The organism is Methylotuvimicrobium sp. KM1, assembly GCF_044788715.1.
In the GTDB taxonomy this organism is placed as follows: Bacteria; Pseudomonadota; Gammaproteobacteria; order Methylococcales; family Methylomonadaceae; genus Methylotuvimicrobium.
The window spans coordinates 2037130-2056180 of record NZ_CP173170.1 but is presented as its reverse complement, the minus strand read 5'-3'; the positions used below and the strand labels follow the sequence as shown (position 1 = coordinate 2056180).

The following is a 19051-nucleotide window of genomic DNA, read 5'->3' as shown; positions in this document are numbered from 1 at the left end:
ATTGTAATTAATATAAATAATAGAAAATAAACAATAAATAGCCTAGTGACTACATGTGTTAAAGCTAGGTTAACCTTCCAAAGCCCGGTATTTTTCGCGCAGATGATTTCTGATCGCGACCGCTGATAAATTCAAGCCGACGATCACGACGACCAACAATAAGGATGTGGCATAGACCAAGGGTCTTGCCGCTTCGACATTCGGACTTTGAAAACCGACGTCGTAAATATGAAAACCCAAATGCATGAATTTTCTATCCAGATGCAAAAATGGAAAATTTCCGTCCAGCGGCAACGATGGCGCTAATTTGACGACGCCGACTAACATCAAAGGCGCCACCTCGCCGGCCGCCCTAGCAACCGCTAAAATCAAACCGGTCATCATCGCCGGGCTCGCCATCGGCAACACGGTGCGCCATAACGTTTCAGCCTTCGTCGCACCCAAGGCCAAGCTGCCTTCGCGGATCGATTTCGGAATACGCGACAAGCCTTCCTCTGTCGATACGATAACGACCGGCAATGTCAATAAGGCCAGCGTAATCGACGCCCACAATAAGCCCGGCGTTCCGAAAACCGGTGCAGGAGCGGCTTCCGGAAAAAACAGTTGGTCTATATTGCCGCCTAGAATGTACACAAAAAAACCCAAGCCGAACACGCCATAGACGATTGAAGGGACACCGGCCAGATTATTGACTGCAATGCGAATCAAGCGTGTCGTAAAGCCTTGCTTCGCATATTCTCGCATATAAATCGCCGCGATCACGCCGAGCGGCGTCACGATCACCGACATAATGATGACCATCATTACGGTACCGAAGATTGCCGGGAATATGCCGCCTTCAGTATTTGCCTCGCGCGGGTCGTCCAGCAAAAATTCGGCGATTTTTTCGAAATAATGCCCAGTCTTGGCCCAAACACCCATCGTATTCGGGCGATAAATTCTGACCAACTTAGCCAAAGGCATATCGATTTCTCGACCATCGGCTGCCTTCATCACCAAAGAATCTCTGTTGATCGTCTTGTATAAACTTTGCAACTGAGACTGATAGTCCCGGTATAGTTGCTCATACTCATCGCGTTCGGCAGAAAGCTCCCGTTCCGACTGTTCATCCCATTGCGCGTTCAATTCCAAGCGTCTTTGTTTAAGCCTCAAGCGCTCCAAACCGTAATTAACTGCGCCGATTTCCTTTTTTTCGAGTCGCTGAATTTGCTTATAAACCGACAAGGCATCACGTAATCGCTCCGATAAGACCGAAAATACTTGCGGGCCTTCGGCGATCACTTGCCCTTCTTGCTTGAGTGCAACCGGATAACCGTAAAAATTACCCCATTCTCGCCGCTCGAGCACGAGAATATTGTCCGGATACTGTCGGCTCTGAATATTACGGTCCAGAATCCAGCGAAAATCCATGCCGGTCAAATCTCGGTTCCCGATTTTGATCAGGTGTTGTACAAGCAGATCGTTATCGTCTGACATCTTATGACCCGAAGCACGCGCCATCAAAGCCGTTGTGGCGCTGGTATCGACAATCTCTCCGATGACAGTTTGCTTGCGCCCGTCTTCCATATAGATAAATTCGGCGACATCCGACGGCCAGAAATGCAAAGCTCCACGAAACACGATCAACGCCAATAAGCCGATCACCAAAATCAGACAAGTACTGACTGCCGCGGCATTGAGCCAAATCCACGGGGAACCGCTTTTAAACCATTGTTTGATCATAAGGAACTATATTTTTCACGTAAGCGCTGGCGAATCAACTCGGCCAAGGTATTAACGACAAAGGTAAACAAAAACAACACCAAGGCAGCCAAAAACAGCACCCGGTAATGTGTACTATCGACTTCGGACTCGGGCATCTCGACCGCGATATTGGCCGATAAGGTGCGCATACCCTGGAATATACTCAAATCCATCACCGGCGTATTACCGGTCGCCATCAATACGATCATCGTTTCGCCGACCGCCCGGCCGAGTCCGATCATGATCGCCGAAAAAATCCCAGGGCTAGCCGTCAACAGTACAACACGCGTCATTGTTTGCCAAGGCGTCGCGCCCAAGGCGAGAGAGCCGACCGTTAAATGTCTCGGAACAGAAAAAATCGCATCCTCGGCGATCGAAAATATCGTCGGGATGATCGCAAAGCCCATCGCCAACCCCACCACCAAGGCATTGCGTTGGTCATAGCCGATACCCCATTCGGCATCGAGCCAATTACGCAGGCTGCCCCCGAACAGCACTGATTCCAAAGGCACGCTAATTAAAAACGCAAACCAGCCGCTCAACAAAATGATGGGGATCAACAAGGCGGCATCCCAGCCATCCGGAATCTTATGCCTCACCGATTCCGGCAATAATTGCCATAGATAAGCAAAAACCAGCACCGCCGGCGGCATCGTCAGCAAAAGCGTGAAAATGCCGGCCAAATGCTCTTCGACAAACGGCGCGAGCCAAAGCCCCGCTAGAAAACCTAAAATAACAGTCGGCAACGCTTCCATAATCTCGATACCGGGCTTAACCAGCGTGCGCATGCGCGGGGCCATGAAATAAGCGGTATAAACCGCACCCATCAAAGCCAAAGGGACCGCGATAAGCATTGCGTAAAAAGCAGCTTTCAAGGTGCCGAATACCAACGGCGTCAAACTATATTTCGGTTCGAAATCATTGCTCGCCGAGGAAGACTGCCAAATATAGTCGGGCTTCGGGTAGCTTTCATACCAGACTTTTTGCCATAACGATTTGACGGAAACCTCCGGATGATCGTTTTCGACCGACCAGAAATCCATGAAGCCCGACTCGGATTCGACGATAAACGCATTGGCTCGCGGCGACATCGAAACTGTTTCCGGCATCCCATTCGACACCTGTGTTTTGATCAACTGCCGCTCGGCGGTCGTATGATAAATACCGGCGACGCCTGCGGTATCGACCGCAATAAAACCTTTGCGGCGTTGCTCGGCATTAATGCCGGCAATCGCCTGTTCCGATACCTTGAACGATCGGATTTTTTGCATCGCCGGATTATTCCGGGCGTCCCTGACTACGCTCCATTGCGCAACCAATCCGCCCGAATCGCCGATCAATAACGAAATACTGCCGTTCAAAAAAACCATCGAGGTCAATTTACGACCGGCTTCGATTACATTCAGATGCTGGCGAATCGCCGGTTTCGACTTATCGGCAATATCGAAAAAACTCAAACGACCTTCGCTATCGGCGAGATATAAATTGCGTTGATCCTTGTCCATTAAGATAAATGCAATATCGAGAGCCGGCACATCGAGTATGCTGTCGGTCCGTTCGAAATCTTCATCATCATCGAACAACGAACGCTTCTTTTCGAAGCTCGTCAATATCACTCGTTTATCCGACGTTTTGGCGACCATGGTGGTCTGATCGTCATCGACACGAATTGCAATCTTTTCGAGTGCTTGACCTGATTCATCCAAAACCAGCGGTTCTCGTCCCAACGGATAATCGACAACAGGCGTTATGACCCGCTGGTTTTCCGGATATGACACGTTATACTTGTGTTTCAGCACGATCGCGCGACCGTCCGACAAGCCATACACGGCAACACCTTTCTCGGGACCGCCATCGGCAAAACTGCTAATCCGAGCGCTTTCCGGCAAAACGATTGAATGAATCAATAGCGTTTTACCGGTCGGCGCGGCAAAGAAAATAATTCGTCCGTTTTCGGTGAAACGCACGCCAACTTCATTTTGCTCCTCGACAGCCAACATAGCGGTGTCGCCAAGCGCCAGCTCCGGCACAGGGTAATGCGCGACAGATTCTGCGCTAGGCTCGATAAATAGAGGCCACACAACATACAATAAATAGAAAAAAATCAGCATTATCGCGGCGATAATGCTCAAGCCGCCAACGATAACGCCGTAACGAGCCACACTGTCCTTGATGAGTCGCCAACGCGGATAAAAGCCCGTCATGGCATTCAGAGAGGCCGAAGCCCCGGATTTCGGTTCTGTCATATATAGGGTTGAATGATCAATGCCGCTAGGAAATGGTTAATAATTCCGAATATAGTGTGCTCGACTTAACTGTGCCGGTAAGCGGTAAGCGGTAAGCGGTAAGCGGTAAAATGACGCAGTATTTAAATCGCTTGTCAAGCGCCGATTTCACCTTTCACCTTTCACCTTTCACCTTTCACCTTTCACCTTTCACCTTTCACCTTTCACCTTTCACCTTTCACCTTTCACCTTTCACCTTTCACCTTTCACCTTTCACCTTTCACCTTTCACCTTATTCTATCGACCCCAGAACTTTATTGGCGACCTTGGCCGGCAACGGAATATACCCGTCTTTAATGACGACTTGCTGACCGGTTTTGGATAAAACCATTTTAATGAATTCTTGATCGAGCGGCGCTAGAGGTTTATTCGGATGCTTGTTGACGTAAACATATAAGAAACGCGCTAACGGATAAGTACCGGCAATCGCGTTTTCCGGCGTCGCATCGACATAGGCCTGCCCTTCTCTTAATGCCAGTGGAACCGTTTTGACTCCGGAAGTCTTATAGCCTAAACCGGAATAACCGATACCGTTAATCGAGCTGGTTACCGATTGTACGACCGATGCCGAACCGGGTTGTTCGTTGACATTATTTTTAAAATCGCCTTTGCACAAGGCCTCATCCTTGAAATAACCGTATGTGCCGGATACTGAATTGCGTCCGTATAGTTGTATGCTTTGGTTTTGCCAAGCACCATCAAGCCCTGCCTGCCCCCAAGTCACGATATCGCTTGGATAACCGCATTTACGTGTCGACGACAAAATCGCATCGACCTGTGCCAAGGTCAAACCTTGGACCGGATTGTCCTTATTGACGAATACCGCTAGGGCATCTATAGCGACAGGAATCGCAGTCGGTTTATAGCCGTATCTACTTTCGAAAGCATCTAACTCGTTATCCTTCATTTTCCGGCTCATCGGCCCGAGATTGGCTTTACCTTCGGTCAACGCCGGCGGCGCGGTCGAAGAACCCGCAGCCTGCACCTGAATATTGACGCTTGGATAAATACGCTTGAATTCCTCGGCCCATAAGGTCATTAAATTGGCAAGTGTGTCCGAGCCTTCACTCGACAGATTACCGGATACGCCGCTCACTTTATGATAGTCAGATAGACCGGGATCGACCGTCTGCACGGCTCCAGCGGGGCCGGCGACTAAAGAAGCCATAGAAAAACTCAATATCAGAGTTATTTTGTTAAAGTTGTATGAAAACATCATGAATCGACTCTCTAAGAAGGTAACGTCATTATTCCATTGCGGAACGGTTGCATAAGAATATGACTTTTATGTTACAAAATTATGACAACGAAGAAGCGCGTGTAACCGAGACTAATTTCGCACTATGCTCGCCAAGCTTCGTCCAATCGGACGGCATCGTCAAAACCGCAAGCGTAGCGGTCGCAAGCAATTTACCGTCTTCTGCCTTCTCGATGTCGGCAACCAAATAGTGCAATAAAGTTTCAAGACCGGGATTATGCCCCACCAACAAAACCCGTCCAATTTCGGCCGGACAGTCGGATAAAACGGCCTTAAAATCGGCTAATTCGGCTTCATAGAGACGCTGATCCCGAATAATCTCGGGGTCGGCAAAACCTAACGCTTCACTGACTCTCTCGGCGGTTGTCAGCGCACGTACGGCAGGCGAAGTAACGATCAAGCCGGGTTTTAGTTTTTGCTTACGCATCCATTGTCCAATGCGAACCGCGGCTTTTTTGCCGCGTTTTTTCAGAGGGCGATTGAAATCATCGGCATCGACCTCCCAATCCGATTTACCATGCCGAAGCAACATTAAAGTTCTAGCCATCGTTCAAAAATCCCCATACCAAAAACGAACCACAACCCAAAAACCAGCAATCTCCCATCCACCTTTCACCTCTGCCCTTGCCCCTTTGACCTATAGTATGCATTCCCACGCTGGAGCGATGGGAACGAGGAATCTTGACCTGTGTGACTCCGATACCGTTTATTGTCACCTGAGCTTTTCGGCTTTCCCTCACCTAACGCTAGGTGATGGACGATCTGGGAATCGCGCCCACAAAGGGCTCCATCTACCTTTCCTCTTTCACCTTTCACCTTTCCTCTTTTACCTTTAACCTAAAAATTTTGTAATTTACTTTTCATATTAACTTGTTACTATTCCAAAAATATGACAGTTTATGGAAAAGCTTTTCCTGACAAATCCTTCAATGATATCCCGCCAATGACTACACCCACTTTGAACTTCGAATTCCCGGGGTATTTGACCGCTAACAAGTTTTTGAGCCAATTGGCTGACAAGGCGAATTTAAAACCGGTTTCCGAACACTATACCTTAATATCTTATTATGATAGCTTCGACTGGCGCCTTTATCGAGGCGGTATAATCTGCGAATTAAATCGTTCTCAAACAGTTTCTATTTTAACATTGAAAAACCTTCATACCGGCCAACTGATCGCATCAGCCGACCTCGACTCTGTTCCTAAGTTCGCGAAAGAATTTCCATCAGAAAACATCCGTAATGTACTCGCTCCATTACTCGAAATGCGTGCTCTACTACCACTGACGACGCTGGAATGTACTCGAAAATTTGTCAATGTATTGAATAAGGATGAAAAGACAGTATTGAAACTAATGATCGATACCTTCGAATATATCCCTTGCCGGCTTCAATTAACCCCGGTAAAAGGCTACGATAAAGCCGCTCTCAAGGTCATCGAAGCCTTGATTCGCATCGGCTTAGTCGAGTCCAATCAACCTCCGTTAATCGACGCACTTAAAACACAAGGACGAAAACCGAAAGATTATACCTCTAAGCTAAACATCAAGCTCGATCCAAACATGCGCTCGGATCTTGCGGTTAAATATATTTTTAGCGACTTACTAAAAGCCATCAAAATCAACGAACAAGACACCATCGCCGCTACCGACAGCGAATTTTTGCATGATTTTAGAGTCGCTGTACGAAGAACTCGTGCCGGACTCAATCAACTAAAAAATGTTTTACCCGACGCCGAAACGGCGCGTTTCAGCCATTTTTTTGCCTGGCTCGGTCAAATCACGACCCCGACACGCGATCTCGACGTTTATCTACTCGATTTCGACAATTATAAGAAAAGCGTGCCGCCTGCACTTAGAGAAGACTTAAACCCGCTTTACAATTTTATCGACCGCAAACAAAAACAAGCGCAAAAAAATCTCGCCAAAAAATTAAAATCGCCGGACTATATCGCGCCGCTAATCGAATGGGAAGAATTTTTACGCTCGCCGACGATCAAAAAACCGACTCAAGCCAATGCCTTGCTACCGATCAAAACATTGGCCGACAAGCGCATCTTTAAAGTTTTCCGGCGCATCATCAAAGATGGACAACGCATTACCGATCAATCGCCTCCGGGGGAACTGCACGACTTGCGAAAAACTTGCAAAAAATTGAGATATCTTATGGAGTTTTTTCAAAATCTGTATCCGAAAAATGAGATCAAGTCATTGATTAAAAGCCTGAAACATTTCCAGGATATCTTAGGCGAATTCCAAGATCTCGAAGTCCAAGAGATTACCTTGAAAAAATTTAGCGAAGAGATGATGAACGAAGGAGTCCCGGCCGACACGTTTCTGGCAATGGGCGTTTTGATTCAAACGATAGACAAGCGCCGGCAACAAGCACGCGAAGCTTTCCAGGAAAAGTTCGACGCATTCGATCAACCCGATATTCAAGATGCGTTTCATTCGTTATTCGGTTGTTAGCGCCGATCGGCCTCAAGACATAGGACTTGGCCGTAAATAACTTCCCTATTTAAGGAGGGTTCGGTTCTCGATTGGCAGGTGTCGGCGGCAGGGCGGATTTTTGCTCCTCGGCAACTGCTGAGTTACAAGGAAGTAATGAATGCAGAAAATGCAGGAGCATTTTTCTGCCCTGCATCGCCTAAAGCGCCTACTGTTGGTGCCCTAATACACGCCATCCATGGCGTAATGCAAAATCTGCATTCATGCCATCCTTGGCAATCAGTCGCCGCCGTCAAGCCTACACGGACGTATTCACCCAGCACCTAAATTCCATAGTCTATGGCTATGATTAATTGCCTTAGATAATTTAGGTGCTGGGTTCACGGCGTCCTGGCAAGCGAGTGACCGAACCCTCAACAAGGCTCATAGTTCCAAGACGTTATTTATCACGAAATCCATAGGGCACAAAAAACTATGAAAATCATTGCAACATTCAACATTAAAGGCGGCGTAGGAAAAACGTCCACGGCCGTCAATCTTGCTTATTTGGCGGCACGTGGCGGGTCGCGCACTTTAGTATGGGACCTGGATCCTCAAGGGGCGAGTAGCTACTATTTCAGAATCAAGCCCAAAATCAAGGGTGGCAGCAAAAAATTGATCGAAGGCAAGCGTGAATTGGACGATATGATTAAAGGTACCGATTTCGATAACCTTGACTTGTTGCCTTCGGACTTTTCTTTTAGAAATCTTGATTTAGTGCTAGAAAGCAAGAAAAAACCGACGCATCAGCTCGAAAAACTATTGAAACCGCTCTCTCAGGAGTACGATTTCATCTTCCTGGATTGTCCGCCGAGCATCTCATTATTATCGGAAGCCGTCTTCAAAACCGCAGACATATTGCTATCGCCCGTCATTCCGACGACGCTTTCAATAAGAACGCTGGATCAATTGAAGCAATTTCTCAAAAAAGAGAATAATAAAAAAATACGAGTCATGCCGTTTTTTTCGATGGTCGATCGCCGCAAAAAAATGCACCTCGACATCCTTGAAACGACTCCCAAACAATTCCCGGAATTGCTGAAATCGGCGATCCCTTATGCCAGCGATATCGAACGCATGGGCCTTGAACGCATGCCGCTAGGCGGCTTCGTCAAAAGAGGCCGCTCAATACAGGCCTATCAAGATCTCTGGGAAGAAATAAACCGTAATTTGTAGACGATAATTTGTAGTCGATTTTTTTAAAAATAAATATTGAATAGCAATCAAATTCGGAAAGCGGCTATTTCATCGCCGACACGGCTCCCGGTAATACTATTAACAAAATCATGACACCGGAGAACATCGCCAATAATTTCAAAGGACGATACTCTTTTGCTTTGCGGTGAAACAGATATTCGACCGCGTAACCAAGACAAAACAATCGAAACAAAATACGCGGCAACAGCTCGATATCGGCCAAAAACATTGCCGATAGAATGAACAAGCCGACCAAAACATCCTGCGTCGTCAATGAAAATACCGTTTTCCGCGTCACTTGAACCGCCAGAAAAACCACAATTAGTAGCACTGCCAAAAAAATATCCACTCCCCAAACCAGCCAATGATCGACACCATTGGAAGGATTTAATATCAAACACGAAAATACGCCGGCCGCGTAGATACTAAGCCGAGTCAAAGTTTCCTTGAGGGGATTATTCAAGAACCAAAAGAGGCATAAAAAAGCGATCGCAAAAACCATTTCCAATTGCGTGAACATCATTGCATGACCAAACATCGCAAAAATCATAATGCCGATAAAAATAGCCAGCGAATATTCGATATAAAACTTTGAAAATTTATAAAGCCAATTGAAACGCCTAAAAAAGCTCCTACGTCTTTCTATTGGCTCCTGAACGGAATGCAGCATCCACCCCAGCCTGGCCGCACCATAAAAGAATAACAAGATGACAAAACAAATGCTCAAATAAAAACCTAATACAACCGAATCGCTCTTATAACGAAGAAAAAATGACGCTAATAAAAACAAAGCCTGCAAAATATAAATCGCACCAACCGCTTCGGCATGAGTAAACCCCAGTCTTAATAAGCGATGATGAATATGACGTTTATCGGGTGAAAACGGGGAATGACCTGAACGTATTCTCTGCACCATCACGGTCAAGGTATCTAAAATAGGCAAGCCCAATATTAATAAAGGTAGAGCGGGATTAAGCGTTTGATGTACATCGACGATTAAATAAATCGTAAATGAAGAGGCCATGAAGCCGATAAACTGGCTGCCGGTATCGCCCATGAAAACAATGGCAGGATGAGTATTGAACCGCAAGAAACCGACTATTCCGCCCGCCAACGCAAGCGCCATGATCGCTAGGCTGCTAGAATCGACCAAGGCGCTATAAAATGCGATTGCCGATACAGTCATCAACATAATACCTGCCGCTAGACCGTCCAATCCATCGGAAAGATTCACGGCATTGGTCACACCAACGACGAATAGAACCGTCAACGGGTAAGCAATCCATAAAGGTGCGGGGTCCAATCCGGCAAACGGTAAAAATTTTAAATAGATCCCTCCCGAAACCATAACGAATACGGCCAGGAACTGCCCAAAAAATTTCCATTTATAATTCAGGTTTAAAATATCGTCCAAAGCACCGAATAGAACGATAATGCCGCCTCCGATCAGTAAGCGCCCGATAGGACCTTCAAAAGGGAGCAGCAACAATATCACCGATAATGCAGCAATAGCTAAACCTAAACCACCGCATCTTGGAATAGCCTTAGTATGTACCTTACGTTCATCGGGTTCATCGACCATATTCAACACAGAAGCCGATTTGATCAAAATTGGGATCAATGCAATGCTGATGACCGACGATAATATAAAACTAACAAACAATTCCATAGTTTTCGACTCAAAAAACTTTAAATACCATGCCCATCCTCTCGGCATAGCAATTAGAAAAGACCAAGCCCCAACTGCGGCAAGGTCTAACCGGCACTCTCAGCACCTTATCAAGCCTCAACAAAAAGCTAAAGCCTTTGCAATTAAACCAAACGAATCTTAGATTAGTGTTACAAAGAAAGAATATTCCGTGAGAAACTCTACACTTTAATCGGATCGGTCATATATGTGGAAATAGAAAATAAAACTCGGAGTACGACAAAGGCCAATCATAGTTCTTCGCAAAACACGATTGGCCCAGTAAACGCTGTCTCGGTCAATTCGGCACAAACGCCGATAAACGCGGATAAACGGCCTGTAAAAATGCATCGAGTTTTTTATCGCCATCCGACGCATCTTCGCCGCGATTCAATGAAATAACCAATCGCACTAGCGCTCCATCGGTGCGCTGTTTTGTTAAAGCGTCCCAGAACAAAAACCATTTCACGAGATATTCGTTCGTGATGACCCGGCCTCGTTGTTGAAACCAATAATAGACCAATTGTTGACTTTCACCTTTGGAAATGACGGCACGATTAACTCGTAACGGATCGCCGCCCACAGCATCGACACCGGAAATGGTTCTTTGCGTAAAGTCGCCGATACGCCAACCATCACCCGGCATACATGACTTAGGCGAATGCGCGGAAGCTCCCTTGCGTTGTGAGGCGTAATAAGCCACATAAAAATTGATGGGCTCATGATGTTGATGATTTGTATAATTCGCGACGATATAATCGTCGAACTTGAGCGCATCGATATATTCCTGCCCCATGCCGACTTCGATACCGCGCCAATCATCGATTTGCAGAGGAAAGGTAGTGAATCTAGAACGATCAGGAGTTAACTCTTCCCTATCACCGATGAACAAAGATAGTGGCACCGCTATTAATAAAAGTAATGCAGCCGCCATGTACGGCTTAGGTAATGCCGTTGTTAAGTCGCTATTATTCGATTCGCTCCCGAAAGACTCCTCGGTTTCGGAGTGCGGCATGGCCTTGATGACAAAGACCTCGGAAAACTTTTTATCCCGATAAAACAACTTGACCATCAACCACATTTCGACGAACAACACGCCTAAACAACCGATAAAAATAACCCATCCTTCGAAATCGTGTAAAAACCCTTCAGCCTGCTCGATACCCCAATTTTCAACAAGAACGCCGATCACACCGATACGAAAACTGTTCATCAATACGGTTATCGGGAGCGTCGACAAAAAAATCACGACGCGCATCCACAACTTGGCTCTGAAAAAATAAGCGCATAAAAAACAGAAACTAGCCAATGGGAATAAATAGCGCAAACCGCTACACGCCTCGACGACTTGCAATTGATAATTACCCAAATCGATGACATTACCGGCCAAAAAAACACTAATTCCAAACAGTCGTATTACCGCGACGCCAAGCTGCGACGAAATCAACTGCAATTCCGACGACAGATTGTTGTATAAAAAATTCGGCAAAGGGATCATGAAAATCAGATAGGTCAACGGAAACCAGAGCAATCGCATTCCGCGCCAACCGGTATAAGCCAAACAAATACCGAATAAGACTATTAAGAATGCATATTGGGTAATGGTATACAGCGTCGCTAACTCGCCAATCAAACCAAACAACAAACCCGCCGCGACTAAAACAAAACCGGCCCAACTGCCTTGCCCGATAAGCCTGGCTAGCGCCGACTTATTTTCCCAAATAAACCAAAACGAAATCAGCGGTATCAAATAACCATGACTATACTCTTCTCGCTGCCAGTTTTTTTCCATGTAAATCAAGGCATCACTAAACACAAAACCCAAGAGCAAAATTATCGTCAGCAGCGACCCGACAAATTTATAGTTAATTTTCATGAAATATCCGTCGTTTCTGTTGATTTCGGTATTCAAGGGACACCTTTATTGTTTCTAAATTGTTCGTTGAAGACAAAAAAAATCCGGTGACAGTTCCGAAACTGTTCGCCGGATGCGTTATTCGAACATCGTAGGCATGCGCCGTTATTTATAACAAATCTTGACTAGATAATGTATTAAAAAACACTTTAGTCAAAAATTAATGCTTTTTTACTGTGAAAGTTCGTTGATTTGGGCTCTTTATCTAATTTTTCGATATGCAAATCTCCGTTCTGGCAATTCCGGCTCCGAAGAGGGTGCGGTTGCTCGATCGACAGGCGTCGGCGGCAGGGCAGATTTTTGCTCCATGCAAAATCTGCATTCACGCCATCCTTGGCGCTCGACCCGCCGTCGAGCCTACATGGACGTATTCACGGCGTCCTGTCGGGCGAGTGACCGCACCCTCTCAACCAGAGAACTTTCATTTGCCGGGGCGATGGCTAGGCCTTCATGAACATTATTGTATAAAACAAAAAACATCCCTGAGCCGAGCAAAAGGCAAAGCTACGAACCATGTCCGCCTTTTCGAACTTAACCTAATTGCCCTTTAACCCATTCGATCGATTTTTCAATACCCTGGTCGAACGGCACCGCGGGCTCAAATCCCAATCGGCTCCGCGCCTTTTCGATTGAAAAATCTTGATGAATACCTAGAACTTGCACAGCCTGTCTCGATAATAAGGCTTGCGTTTGCAAACCTGTGACGCCTCTGACATGGCGATAACCACTTTCCAAAAAATGCCCCAGCCTGAAAGCTAAAGGATACGGCAAGCTGATTTTTCGATAACGCGAGCCAAGCCCCAATGCAATATGGTCGACAAATTCGGCCCAGGTTACCGAACTCGCATCCGAAACATTAAACACTTCGCCAAAGGCGTTTTCATTGAACAGCGTCAACTCGATCGCATCGATAAGATTATCGATATAAGTTAAACCGGCACATTGCTTACCACCGTCAATCAACAACATGAAGCCGGAATCAACTGCTTTTGCGATTTCACCGACCAACGTTTTCGAACCGGGACCGTAAATCGTTGCGGGACGCAAGATCGTATGCACCACCGAACTAGCCGACACGACGCCCTCGGCTTCTTTTTTGGTTTCCGCATACCAATTCGCAAATTTTTCCGCCGGTTGATGATCTTCCGACACGCCCCGTTTTCCGGGATGGCCGTAGACATCGGTCGTACTGACATGAATGAAATGACTAATTCCGCATTTAGCCGCTTCCTTGGCTAAAATTCGGGTTGCTCCGACATTCGCGGTTTTGATTTCATGCACGGTTGCCCAATCCGAGACCAAGGCCGCACAATGAATCACGACATCGCAACCGGTTAACGCCTCGCCCACGAAATCGGCATCGGTTAAAAAACCGCGCTTGATCTCGACCTGAGGCCGCTCGAGCCCTAAGGCATTGGACGTCGGCCGCAATAGACAAACTACCGAGTGACCTTGATGGCAGAGCCTTTCGACCAAGCGTTTCCCGACAAAACCGGATGCACCGGTCACGGCGACCTTGAGGCTCGGAACCATCAATCGCCTCCCTTGATCGTTCGCTTCGCGATTTGATAAATCGTCTTCCAGTTTTCGCTGCCGACTTCCTGGCTGTTACGCAAAATCGCCTCCATCGCATTCAGGAAATGATCGACTTCTTTTTCGGTGATCACCATCGTCGGCAACAGCTTGATCACATCGTTATGACCGGACGCCATCGTGATGATGCCATGGTCGCGGTGTAGCGGAATCGCGATCAACTGCGGGAACAGGCCGGCGCTCGCGGCATGAATCAATTTCCACTCCATTTTACTTCGTAGAGACTCGGGACAAACCGATCATTAAACCCATGCCTCGTACGCCCTTGAGCAGCGAATAACGATCTTTCAGCTTGTTCAAGCCTTCCATCAAACGCTTGCCCATCGCATCGGCATTCTCGACCAACTTGTCGTTTTCCATCACTTCGAGCGTCGCGAGCCCCGCGACCATCGCCAAACGATTGCGCGCGTACGTCGAATGATGCACATAACATCGATGCGCGATAAGCGTCCGACGCGACTTTGATCGAGCGTCACGGTGCCGGTATTGGCCGCCTGTATGCCTTCGGCCACATCGGCTAGTTGTTTTCCAATAACACCTTAGGAACCATATTTTGCTTACGGTGAGACCGGTATGCGTTCCCACGCTGGAGCGCTCATCGTTATACACAAGTATCGGTAAACTTGCTAAACAGAGGTCATCGTATACCTGGGAACGGTGTTGTTTGATAAATCTGCGGATATTGAACGTCAGTGGCTTCGAAATCGCGATCTGGGGATCGCTCCCACAGAGCATTCGCCCCCCCTTGTGGGAGCGACGCCTTCGTCGCGATTTCGAAGCCGGGTACGTTAATCAACAATAAAGGGTATCGAGGTCACATTCGCCAAGCTGGCAAGACGGTATCTACGACTTATGTATAACGGCGAGCGCTGGAGCGTGGGAACGAGGCAAACCATTCATAACTTGTCGGGGGTAACGCTTAACCGGCTTTATCTCAACAGCAACAACGGTTTTTTGCTATGCAGCAGCATTTTCGCGGTAAAACTGCCAAGCAAAAGATCGCGTAATTTGTTATGGCTAAAGGCGCCCATCACGGTCATGTCGACATCATGAGTTTCCTGATATTCGCAGAGTACCAAATCGGGTTTTCCTACCAGTTTTTGAGCGACCACTTCGATACCGCCGGCCTGCTTCAGCTTGTTCTCGGCTATTTCGAGCAGCTTTCCTTTATCGTCGTCCTTACTGACGCAGACCAAATGACAAACCAAACCTTTGTACAAAGGGCTGTTCGCGACGATATCAAGCGCCTTCTCGGCTGCCGCGCTGCCGTCATAAGCGAGCATGATGCGTTCGGGTGCCTTGAACGCCTCGTTGACGACCAATATCGGTCTATGCAACGAACGGATGATCGATTCCAGTTTCGCGCCGATCTTGTCGGGTTGATTTTCATGCACTTTACCGCGCAGACCGATTACCAAGACACGTGTCACATCCTCAAGTTCGATCAAGGCTTCGACCAGGCTGCCGTGCCGTTGCGTTAAGATCGGTTCGCCAATTCCGGATTGCATAACGCGTTGTTTTGCGGTCTCGAGCAACAGCTTGCCTTGCTGCAAACGCAATTTGATACGCTGCTGATCCAATTGCGTAATTTCTTCCAACAATTCGTCGCGGCTGTCGAGTCCGATATTGCCGGACAGATCGGACATCGTCGCGGTCTCGGGATGGTGGTCTATCGTGTGCATTAGTTTCAGCGGCACCTCGACGCGCTGCGCGATCCAGGCCGCGTAATCGCAGACCGCTTCGGTCAGCGCCGATCCGTCGATGCAAGCCAACACTCTATTTTCGTTATTTTTCATTAGTGCCCTCCCATGATTTTTTCGATTTCTTCCGGCTTGTCGTGTACACCGAACCGGTCGACAATCGTCGTGGTGGCTTCGTTCATGCCGATAATTTCGACTTCAGCGCCTTCGCGCCGGAACTTGATCACGACCTTGTCCAATGCCGTGACCGAGGTTATATCCCAAAAATGCGCGCGATGTAAATCGATGACGACTTTTTCGACCGCTTCTTTAAAATCGAACGATTGAATGAATTTTTCGGCTGAATTGAAAAACACCTGGCCGACCACACGATAGATTCTGACGCTTTGATCTTCGTCGATTTCCGATTCGACATATAGAAAATGACTGATCTTGTTGGCGAAAAACAACGACGCCAACAGCACGCCGACGAATACGCCGATCGCGAGATTATGCGTAAATACCACTACGATCACGGTCATGATCATAACGACACTGCTCGAGAGGGGATGTTTCTTCAAATCGAGAATCGAACGCCAACTGAAGGTACCGATCGACACCATGATCATGACGGCCACGAGCGCGGCCATCGGAATTTTCGAAATCCATTCGTCGAGAAACACCACCATGATCAGCAGTAGTGTACCAGCCGTCAACGTCGACAATCGTCCGCGACCGCCCGATTTGATGTTAATTACCGATTGTCCTATCATCGCGCAGCCTGCCATGCCGCCGAGCAGACCCGCACCGATATTGGCCAGTCCCTGGCCTTTACATTCGCGGTTCTTGTCGCTGCTGGAATCGGTCAGATCGTCGATGATCGTCGCAGTCATCAACGATTCGAGCAAGCCCACCACGGCCAAGGACGCCGAATAAGGAAAAATAATTTTTAGGGTTTCAAGCGTCACCGGAACTTCCGGCCACAAAAATATCGGCAAATCGTCGGGCAGCTCGCCCATGTCGCCGACCGTGCGGACGTCCAATCCCAAATAAATCGACAAGGCCGTCAATGCGGCGATGCAGAGCAACGGCGACGGCACCGACTTGCCGATCAACGGAATCAACGGAAACAGATAAATGATCGCCAAACCGCCCGCGGTCATCGCGTAGACATGCCAGGTCACGTTGATCAATTCCGGCAATTGCGCCATGAAGATCAAAATCGCCAAGGCATTGACGAAACCTGTTACGACCGAGCGCGACACGAAACTCATAAGACTACCGAACTTGATGTAACCGGCGACGATCTGCAGCACGCCGGTCAATAGCGTCGCCGCCAGCAAATATTGCAGTCCGTGATCCTTAACCAAGGTCACCATCAACAAGGCCATCGCCCCGGTCGCGGCCGATATCATGCCGGGACGGCCGCCGACGAAAGCAGTCACGACCGCAATACAAAACGATGCATAGAGGCCGACTTTCGGATCGACGCCGGCAATGATCGAGAACGCAATCGCCTCGGGAATCAGTGCGAGCGCAACAACGATACCGGCTAATAAATCCCCCCGGATATTGCCGAGCCAATCTTGTTTTTTCGATAAAAAGAGCATGGTATTCCTGTCAATACAAAACCGTCGACAGCCGGTCCGACCGCCGAATAATAATTAAGAGAACAAATATGCTCATTCCCCTCTCGAATCCTATCCTGGTTACGAGACGAAAAGAGCCTTCGCAGTCTGTAATCAACTGTTGGGTGGTTAAGAAAATCCGGGAAAGCGCTAAGGTGGAGTATGTTTATGAGTCATCGAGAATAAATTTAATAGTGTAGGAATCCGGTTTAACTTCATATCGTCAACCAAAACAGAAGCAGCGCTAAACCGGCCAGGTAAGCAGCCGTCAGTTTAATTTTCTGTTTCGGCAATAACGCCTGCCAATAAGCTAATTTTCTTCTTTTATATTTAAGCCAGGCTGCGTAAGAGTTTATTTTCAAGCGCCGGACAAGACCCGGAAATGCGTAGACGAGACGATAAAACCCATACAGTCCGATCAACAAAATCGCATTGACGATAATCGTCTCGCTCTGATGATGATCGGTATGCAACAGATGTTCGAGTATTTCTTCGATGTAGCCTTCGATAAACTCGATTAGCAGATGCAGGATTTCGAAAACCGAATGCACGATTTCGACTGCAAAATCCAGCAGGTCTTCGAAAAAAAACAAAATGACAAACAACCAAAAAAACTGTCGAGCGACTCTTGCGAGCATTTGCCGATCGCTTTCGTAGGGCAATGCCGGAGCGGGCTTTTTAAATAAACCGACTATCCATCCGTTCGTTTGCGATCCCTTCAGTTTTTTAATGAAATCAAACACAATTTGCCTTTGATGTTATTACTGCGCGTTACGGCACCGAAAGAGAATTTTAGGACATATCGTGCTCTTTGCCGCAAATAGCCCCTTTAACCCGGCACAATAGCCGGGTGACCAATGCTTGCTCATCCTGCGACAATGCGCCTAACACCTCGGCTTCAACCCGATCGGCAATGTCCCATAATTTTTGCATGACCGGCAATGCATTTTCGGTCAACTCAAGCCGATAGACGCGCCGATCATCGCTGTCTTTGATGCGACGCACCAAATTCCTCGCTTCGAGTTGATCGAGCTGCTTAACCAGTGTGATCGGTTTGATATCGAGAATATCGGCTAAATCGACTTGTCGGCAGTTAGGGTTTTCGGACAAATGCACCAAGACCCGCCATTGTGAATGAGTAATGCCGATAATTTCGGCATTTTTATTAAACCTCTGACGAATGACGTGACTGATTTCGTAGCTAAGAAAGCCGAAACGAAAATGCATATAGATTGGCTTTAATATAGTAAGCGAGGGGTATTATATTAGATTGGCTTAAACGCAACAAGTACAAATTTGGTTGAAAACAATCCTAGCGCTGAAGACGAACACTCAATTTCCTTAAATCATCAAGCAATATCAATCGTTGAGGAACACTAAAATCCTGACAATAACCATGCTTATAGGTTATCAAAAAACATGCCGTCACATTTTTACTCATTCTTGTATCATTTAGCCCAAATACAACAATATTTTGCATAATGCCAACAGCATTACTATAATCATTATCGAACTTAGGTTTGGGTTGAAACTTGAAAAATGCCTGTGTTTGATTTCATTCCAAAAAGCACGCCCTCTTAT

15 protein-coding genes are annotated in these 19051 nt (G+C 47.2%); 2 read left to right on the top strand and 13 right to left on the bottom strand.

The annotated features are described in order from the left end of the window. Positions 1 to 69 precede the first annotated feature (69 nt). The 4 genes from pstA to ACINK7_RS08650 form a co-directional block, all read right to left on the bottom strand. Complete coding sequence (gene pstA / locus ACINK7_RS08665; RefSeq protein WP_404360951.1) at positions 70 to 1722, bottom strand: phosphate ABC transporter permease PstA; 1653 nt, start codon at positions 1720 to 1722, stop codon at positions 70 to 72. Then, positions 1719 to 3989, bottom strand: coding sequence for an ABC transporter permease subunit (locus ACINK7_RS08660; protein WP_404360950.1), 2271 nt, complete (start codon positions 3987 to 3989; stop codon positions 1719 to 1721). Before ACINK7_RS08660 ends, pstA begins: the two co-directional genes overlap by 4 nt. A gap of 271 nt (positions 3990 to 4260) precedes the next feature. Further along, complete coding sequence (locus tag ACINK7_RS08655) at positions 4261 to 5247, bottom strand: PstS family phosphate ABC transporter substrate-binding protein (protein ID WP_404360949.1); 987 nt, start codon at positions 5245 to 5247, stop codon at positions 4261 to 4263. A 79-nt stretch (positions 5248 to 5326) separates the two neighbouring features. Further along, positions 5327 to 5833, bottom strand: coding sequence for a SixA phosphatase family protein (locus ACINK7_RS08650; protein ID WP_404360948.1), 507 nt, complete (start codon positions 5831 to 5833; stop codon positions 5327 to 5329). Between the two features lie 396 nt (positions 5834 to 6229). Between ACINK7_RS08650 and ACINK7_RS08645 the strand changes: the two genes are divergently transcribed. Both ACINK7_RS08645 and ACINK7_RS08640 read left to right on the top strand, forming a co-directional pair. Then, on the top strand, positions 6230 to 7753 hold the full coding sequence (locus ACINK7_RS08645; protein WP_404360947.1) for a CHAD domain-containing protein: 1524 nt from the start codon (positions 6230 to 6232) through the stop codon (positions 7751 to 7753). Between the two features lie 453 nt (positions 7754 to 8206). Continuing rightward, entirely contained in the window at positions 8207 to 8947 is a 741-nt protein-coding gene (locus tag ACINK7_RS08640) for a ParA family protein (RefSeq protein WP_404360946.1), read from the top strand. A 64-nt stretch (positions 8948 to 9011) separates the two neighbouring features. Here the strand turns inward: ACINK7_RS08640 and ACINK7_RS08635 are convergent, their stop codons facing one another. The 9 genes from ACINK7_RS08635 to ACINK7_RS08595 all read right to left on the bottom strand — a co-directional run bounded on the left by ACINK7_RS08635 (position 9012) and on the right by ACINK7_RS08595 (position 18697). Next, positions 9012 to 10637 (bottom strand): glycosyltransferase family 4 protein, encoded by a 1626-nt coding sequence (locus ACINK7_RS08635; RefSeq protein WP_404360945.1) that lies wholly within the window; start codon positions 10635 to 10637, stop codon positions 9012 to 9014. A 316-nt stretch (positions 10638 to 10953) separates the two neighbouring features. After that, a complete protein-coding gene (xrtD, locus tag ACINK7_RS08630) occupies positions 10954 to 12531 on the bottom strand; it encodes a VPLPA-CTERM-specific exosortase XrtD (protein ID WP_404360944.1) in 1578 nt (525 codons plus the stop codon). Positions 12532 to 13101: 570 nt separating this feature from the next. Then, the gene (locus ACINK7_RS08625) at positions 13102 to 14103 is read right to left on the bottom strand and encodes an NAD-dependent epimerase/dehydratase family protein (protein ID WP_404360943.1); all 1002 of its coding nucleotides are present in this window, start codon (positions 14101 to 14103) and stop codon (positions 13102 to 13104) included. After that, complete coding sequence (locus tag ACINK7_RS08620) at positions 14103 to 14372, bottom strand: hypothetical protein (protein WP_404360942.1); 270 nt, start codon at positions 14370 to 14372, stop codon at positions 14103 to 14105. Before ACINK7_RS08620 ends, ACINK7_RS08625 begins: the two co-directional genes overlap by 1 nt. Position 14373: 1 nt before the next feature. After that, positions 14374 to 14589 carry an aminotransferase class III-fold pyridoxal phosphate-dependent enzyme gene (locus ACINK7_RS08615; RefSeq protein WP_404360941.1) on the bottom strand — a complete coding sequence of 72 codons (216 nt, stop codon included), beginning with the start codon at positions 14587 to 14589 and terminating at the stop codon, positions 14374 to 14376. 503 nt (positions 14590 to 15092) lie between these two features. Next, the gene (locus ACINK7_RS08610; protein ID WP_404360940.1) at positions 15093 to 15959 is read right to left on the bottom strand and encodes a universal stress protein; all 867 of its coding nucleotides are present in this window, start codon (positions 15957 to 15959) and stop codon (positions 15093 to 15095) included. Next, entirely contained in the window at positions 15959 to 17452 is a 1494-nt protein-coding gene (locus ACINK7_RS08605) for a SulP family inorganic anion transporter (RefSeq protein ID WP_404360939.1), read from the bottom strand. Before ACINK7_RS08605 ends, ACINK7_RS08610 begins: the two co-directional genes overlap by 1 nt. Before the next feature lie 233 nt (positions 17453 to 17685). Then, positions 17686 to 18213, bottom strand: a complete 528-nt coding sequence (locus ACINK7_RS08600) for a hypothetical protein (RefSeq protein ID WP_404360938.1) — start codon at positions 18211 to 18213, stop codon at positions 17686 to 17688. 49 nt (positions 18214 to 18262) lie between these two features. Further along, complete coding sequence (locus ACINK7_RS08595) at positions 18263 to 18697, bottom strand: MarR family winged helix-turn-helix transcriptional regulator (RefSeq protein WP_404360937.1); 435 nt, start codon at positions 18695 to 18697, stop codon at positions 18263 to 18265. Positions 18698 to 19051 lie beyond the last annotated feature (354 nt).

What these genes read in the sequence shown, in the direction of transcription:
- pstA (WP_404360951.1), bottom strand. Translation starts at nt 1,722, where the DNA reads ATGATCAAACAATGGTTTAAAAGCGGTTCCCCGTGGATTTGGCTCAAT.
- ACINK7_RS08660 (WP_404360950.1), bottom strand. Translation starts at nt 3,989, where the DNA reads ATGACAGAACCGAAATCCGGGGCTTCGGCCTCTCTGAATGCCATGACG.
- ACINK7_RS08655 (WP_404360949.1), bottom strand. Translation starts at nt 5,247, where the DNA reads ATGATGTTTTCATACAACTTTAACAAAATAACTCTGATATTGAGTTTT.
- ACINK7_RS08650 (WP_404360948.1), bottom strand. Translation starts at nt 5,833, where the DNA reads ATGGCTAGAACTTTAATGTTGCTTCGGCATGGTAAATCGGATTGGGAG.
- ACINK7_RS08645 (WP_404360947.1), top strand. Translation starts at nt 6,230, where the DNA reads ATGACTACACCCACTTTGAACTTCGAATTCCCGGGGTATTTGACCGCT.
- ACINK7_RS08640 (WP_404360946.1), top strand. Translation starts at nt 8,207, where the DNA reads ATGAAAATCATTGCAACATTCAACATTAAAGGCGGCGTAGGAAAAACG.
- ACINK7_RS08635 (WP_404360945.1), bottom strand. Translation starts at nt 10,637, where the DNA reads ATGGAATTGTTTGTTAGTTTTATATTATCGTCGGTCATCAGCATTGCA.
- xrtD (WP_404360944.1), bottom strand. Translation starts at nt 12,531, where the DNA reads ATGAAAATTAACTATAAATTTGTCGGGTCGCTGCTGACGATAATTTTG.
- ACINK7_RS08625 (WP_404360943.1), bottom strand. Translation starts at nt 14,103, where the DNA reads ATGGTTCCGAGCCTCAAGGTCGCCGTGACCGGTGCATCCGGTTTTGTC.
- ACINK7_RS08620 (WP_404360942.1), bottom strand. Translation starts at nt 14,372, where the DNA reads ATGGAGTGGAAATTGATTCATGCCGCGAGCGCCGGCCTGTTCCCGCAG.
- ACINK7_RS08610 (WP_404360940.1), bottom strand. Translation starts at nt 15,959, where the DNA reads ATGAAAAATAACGAAAATAGAGTGTTGGCTTGCATCGACGGATCGGCG.
- ACINK7_RS08605 (WP_404360939.1), bottom strand. Translation starts at nt 17,452, where the DNA reads ATGCTCTTTTTATCGAAAAAACAAGATTGGCTCGGCAATATCCGGGGG.
- ACINK7_RS08595 (WP_404360937.1), bottom strand. Translation starts at nt 18,697, where the DNA reads ATGCATTTTCGTTTCGGCTTTCTTAGCTACGAAATCAGTCACGTCATT.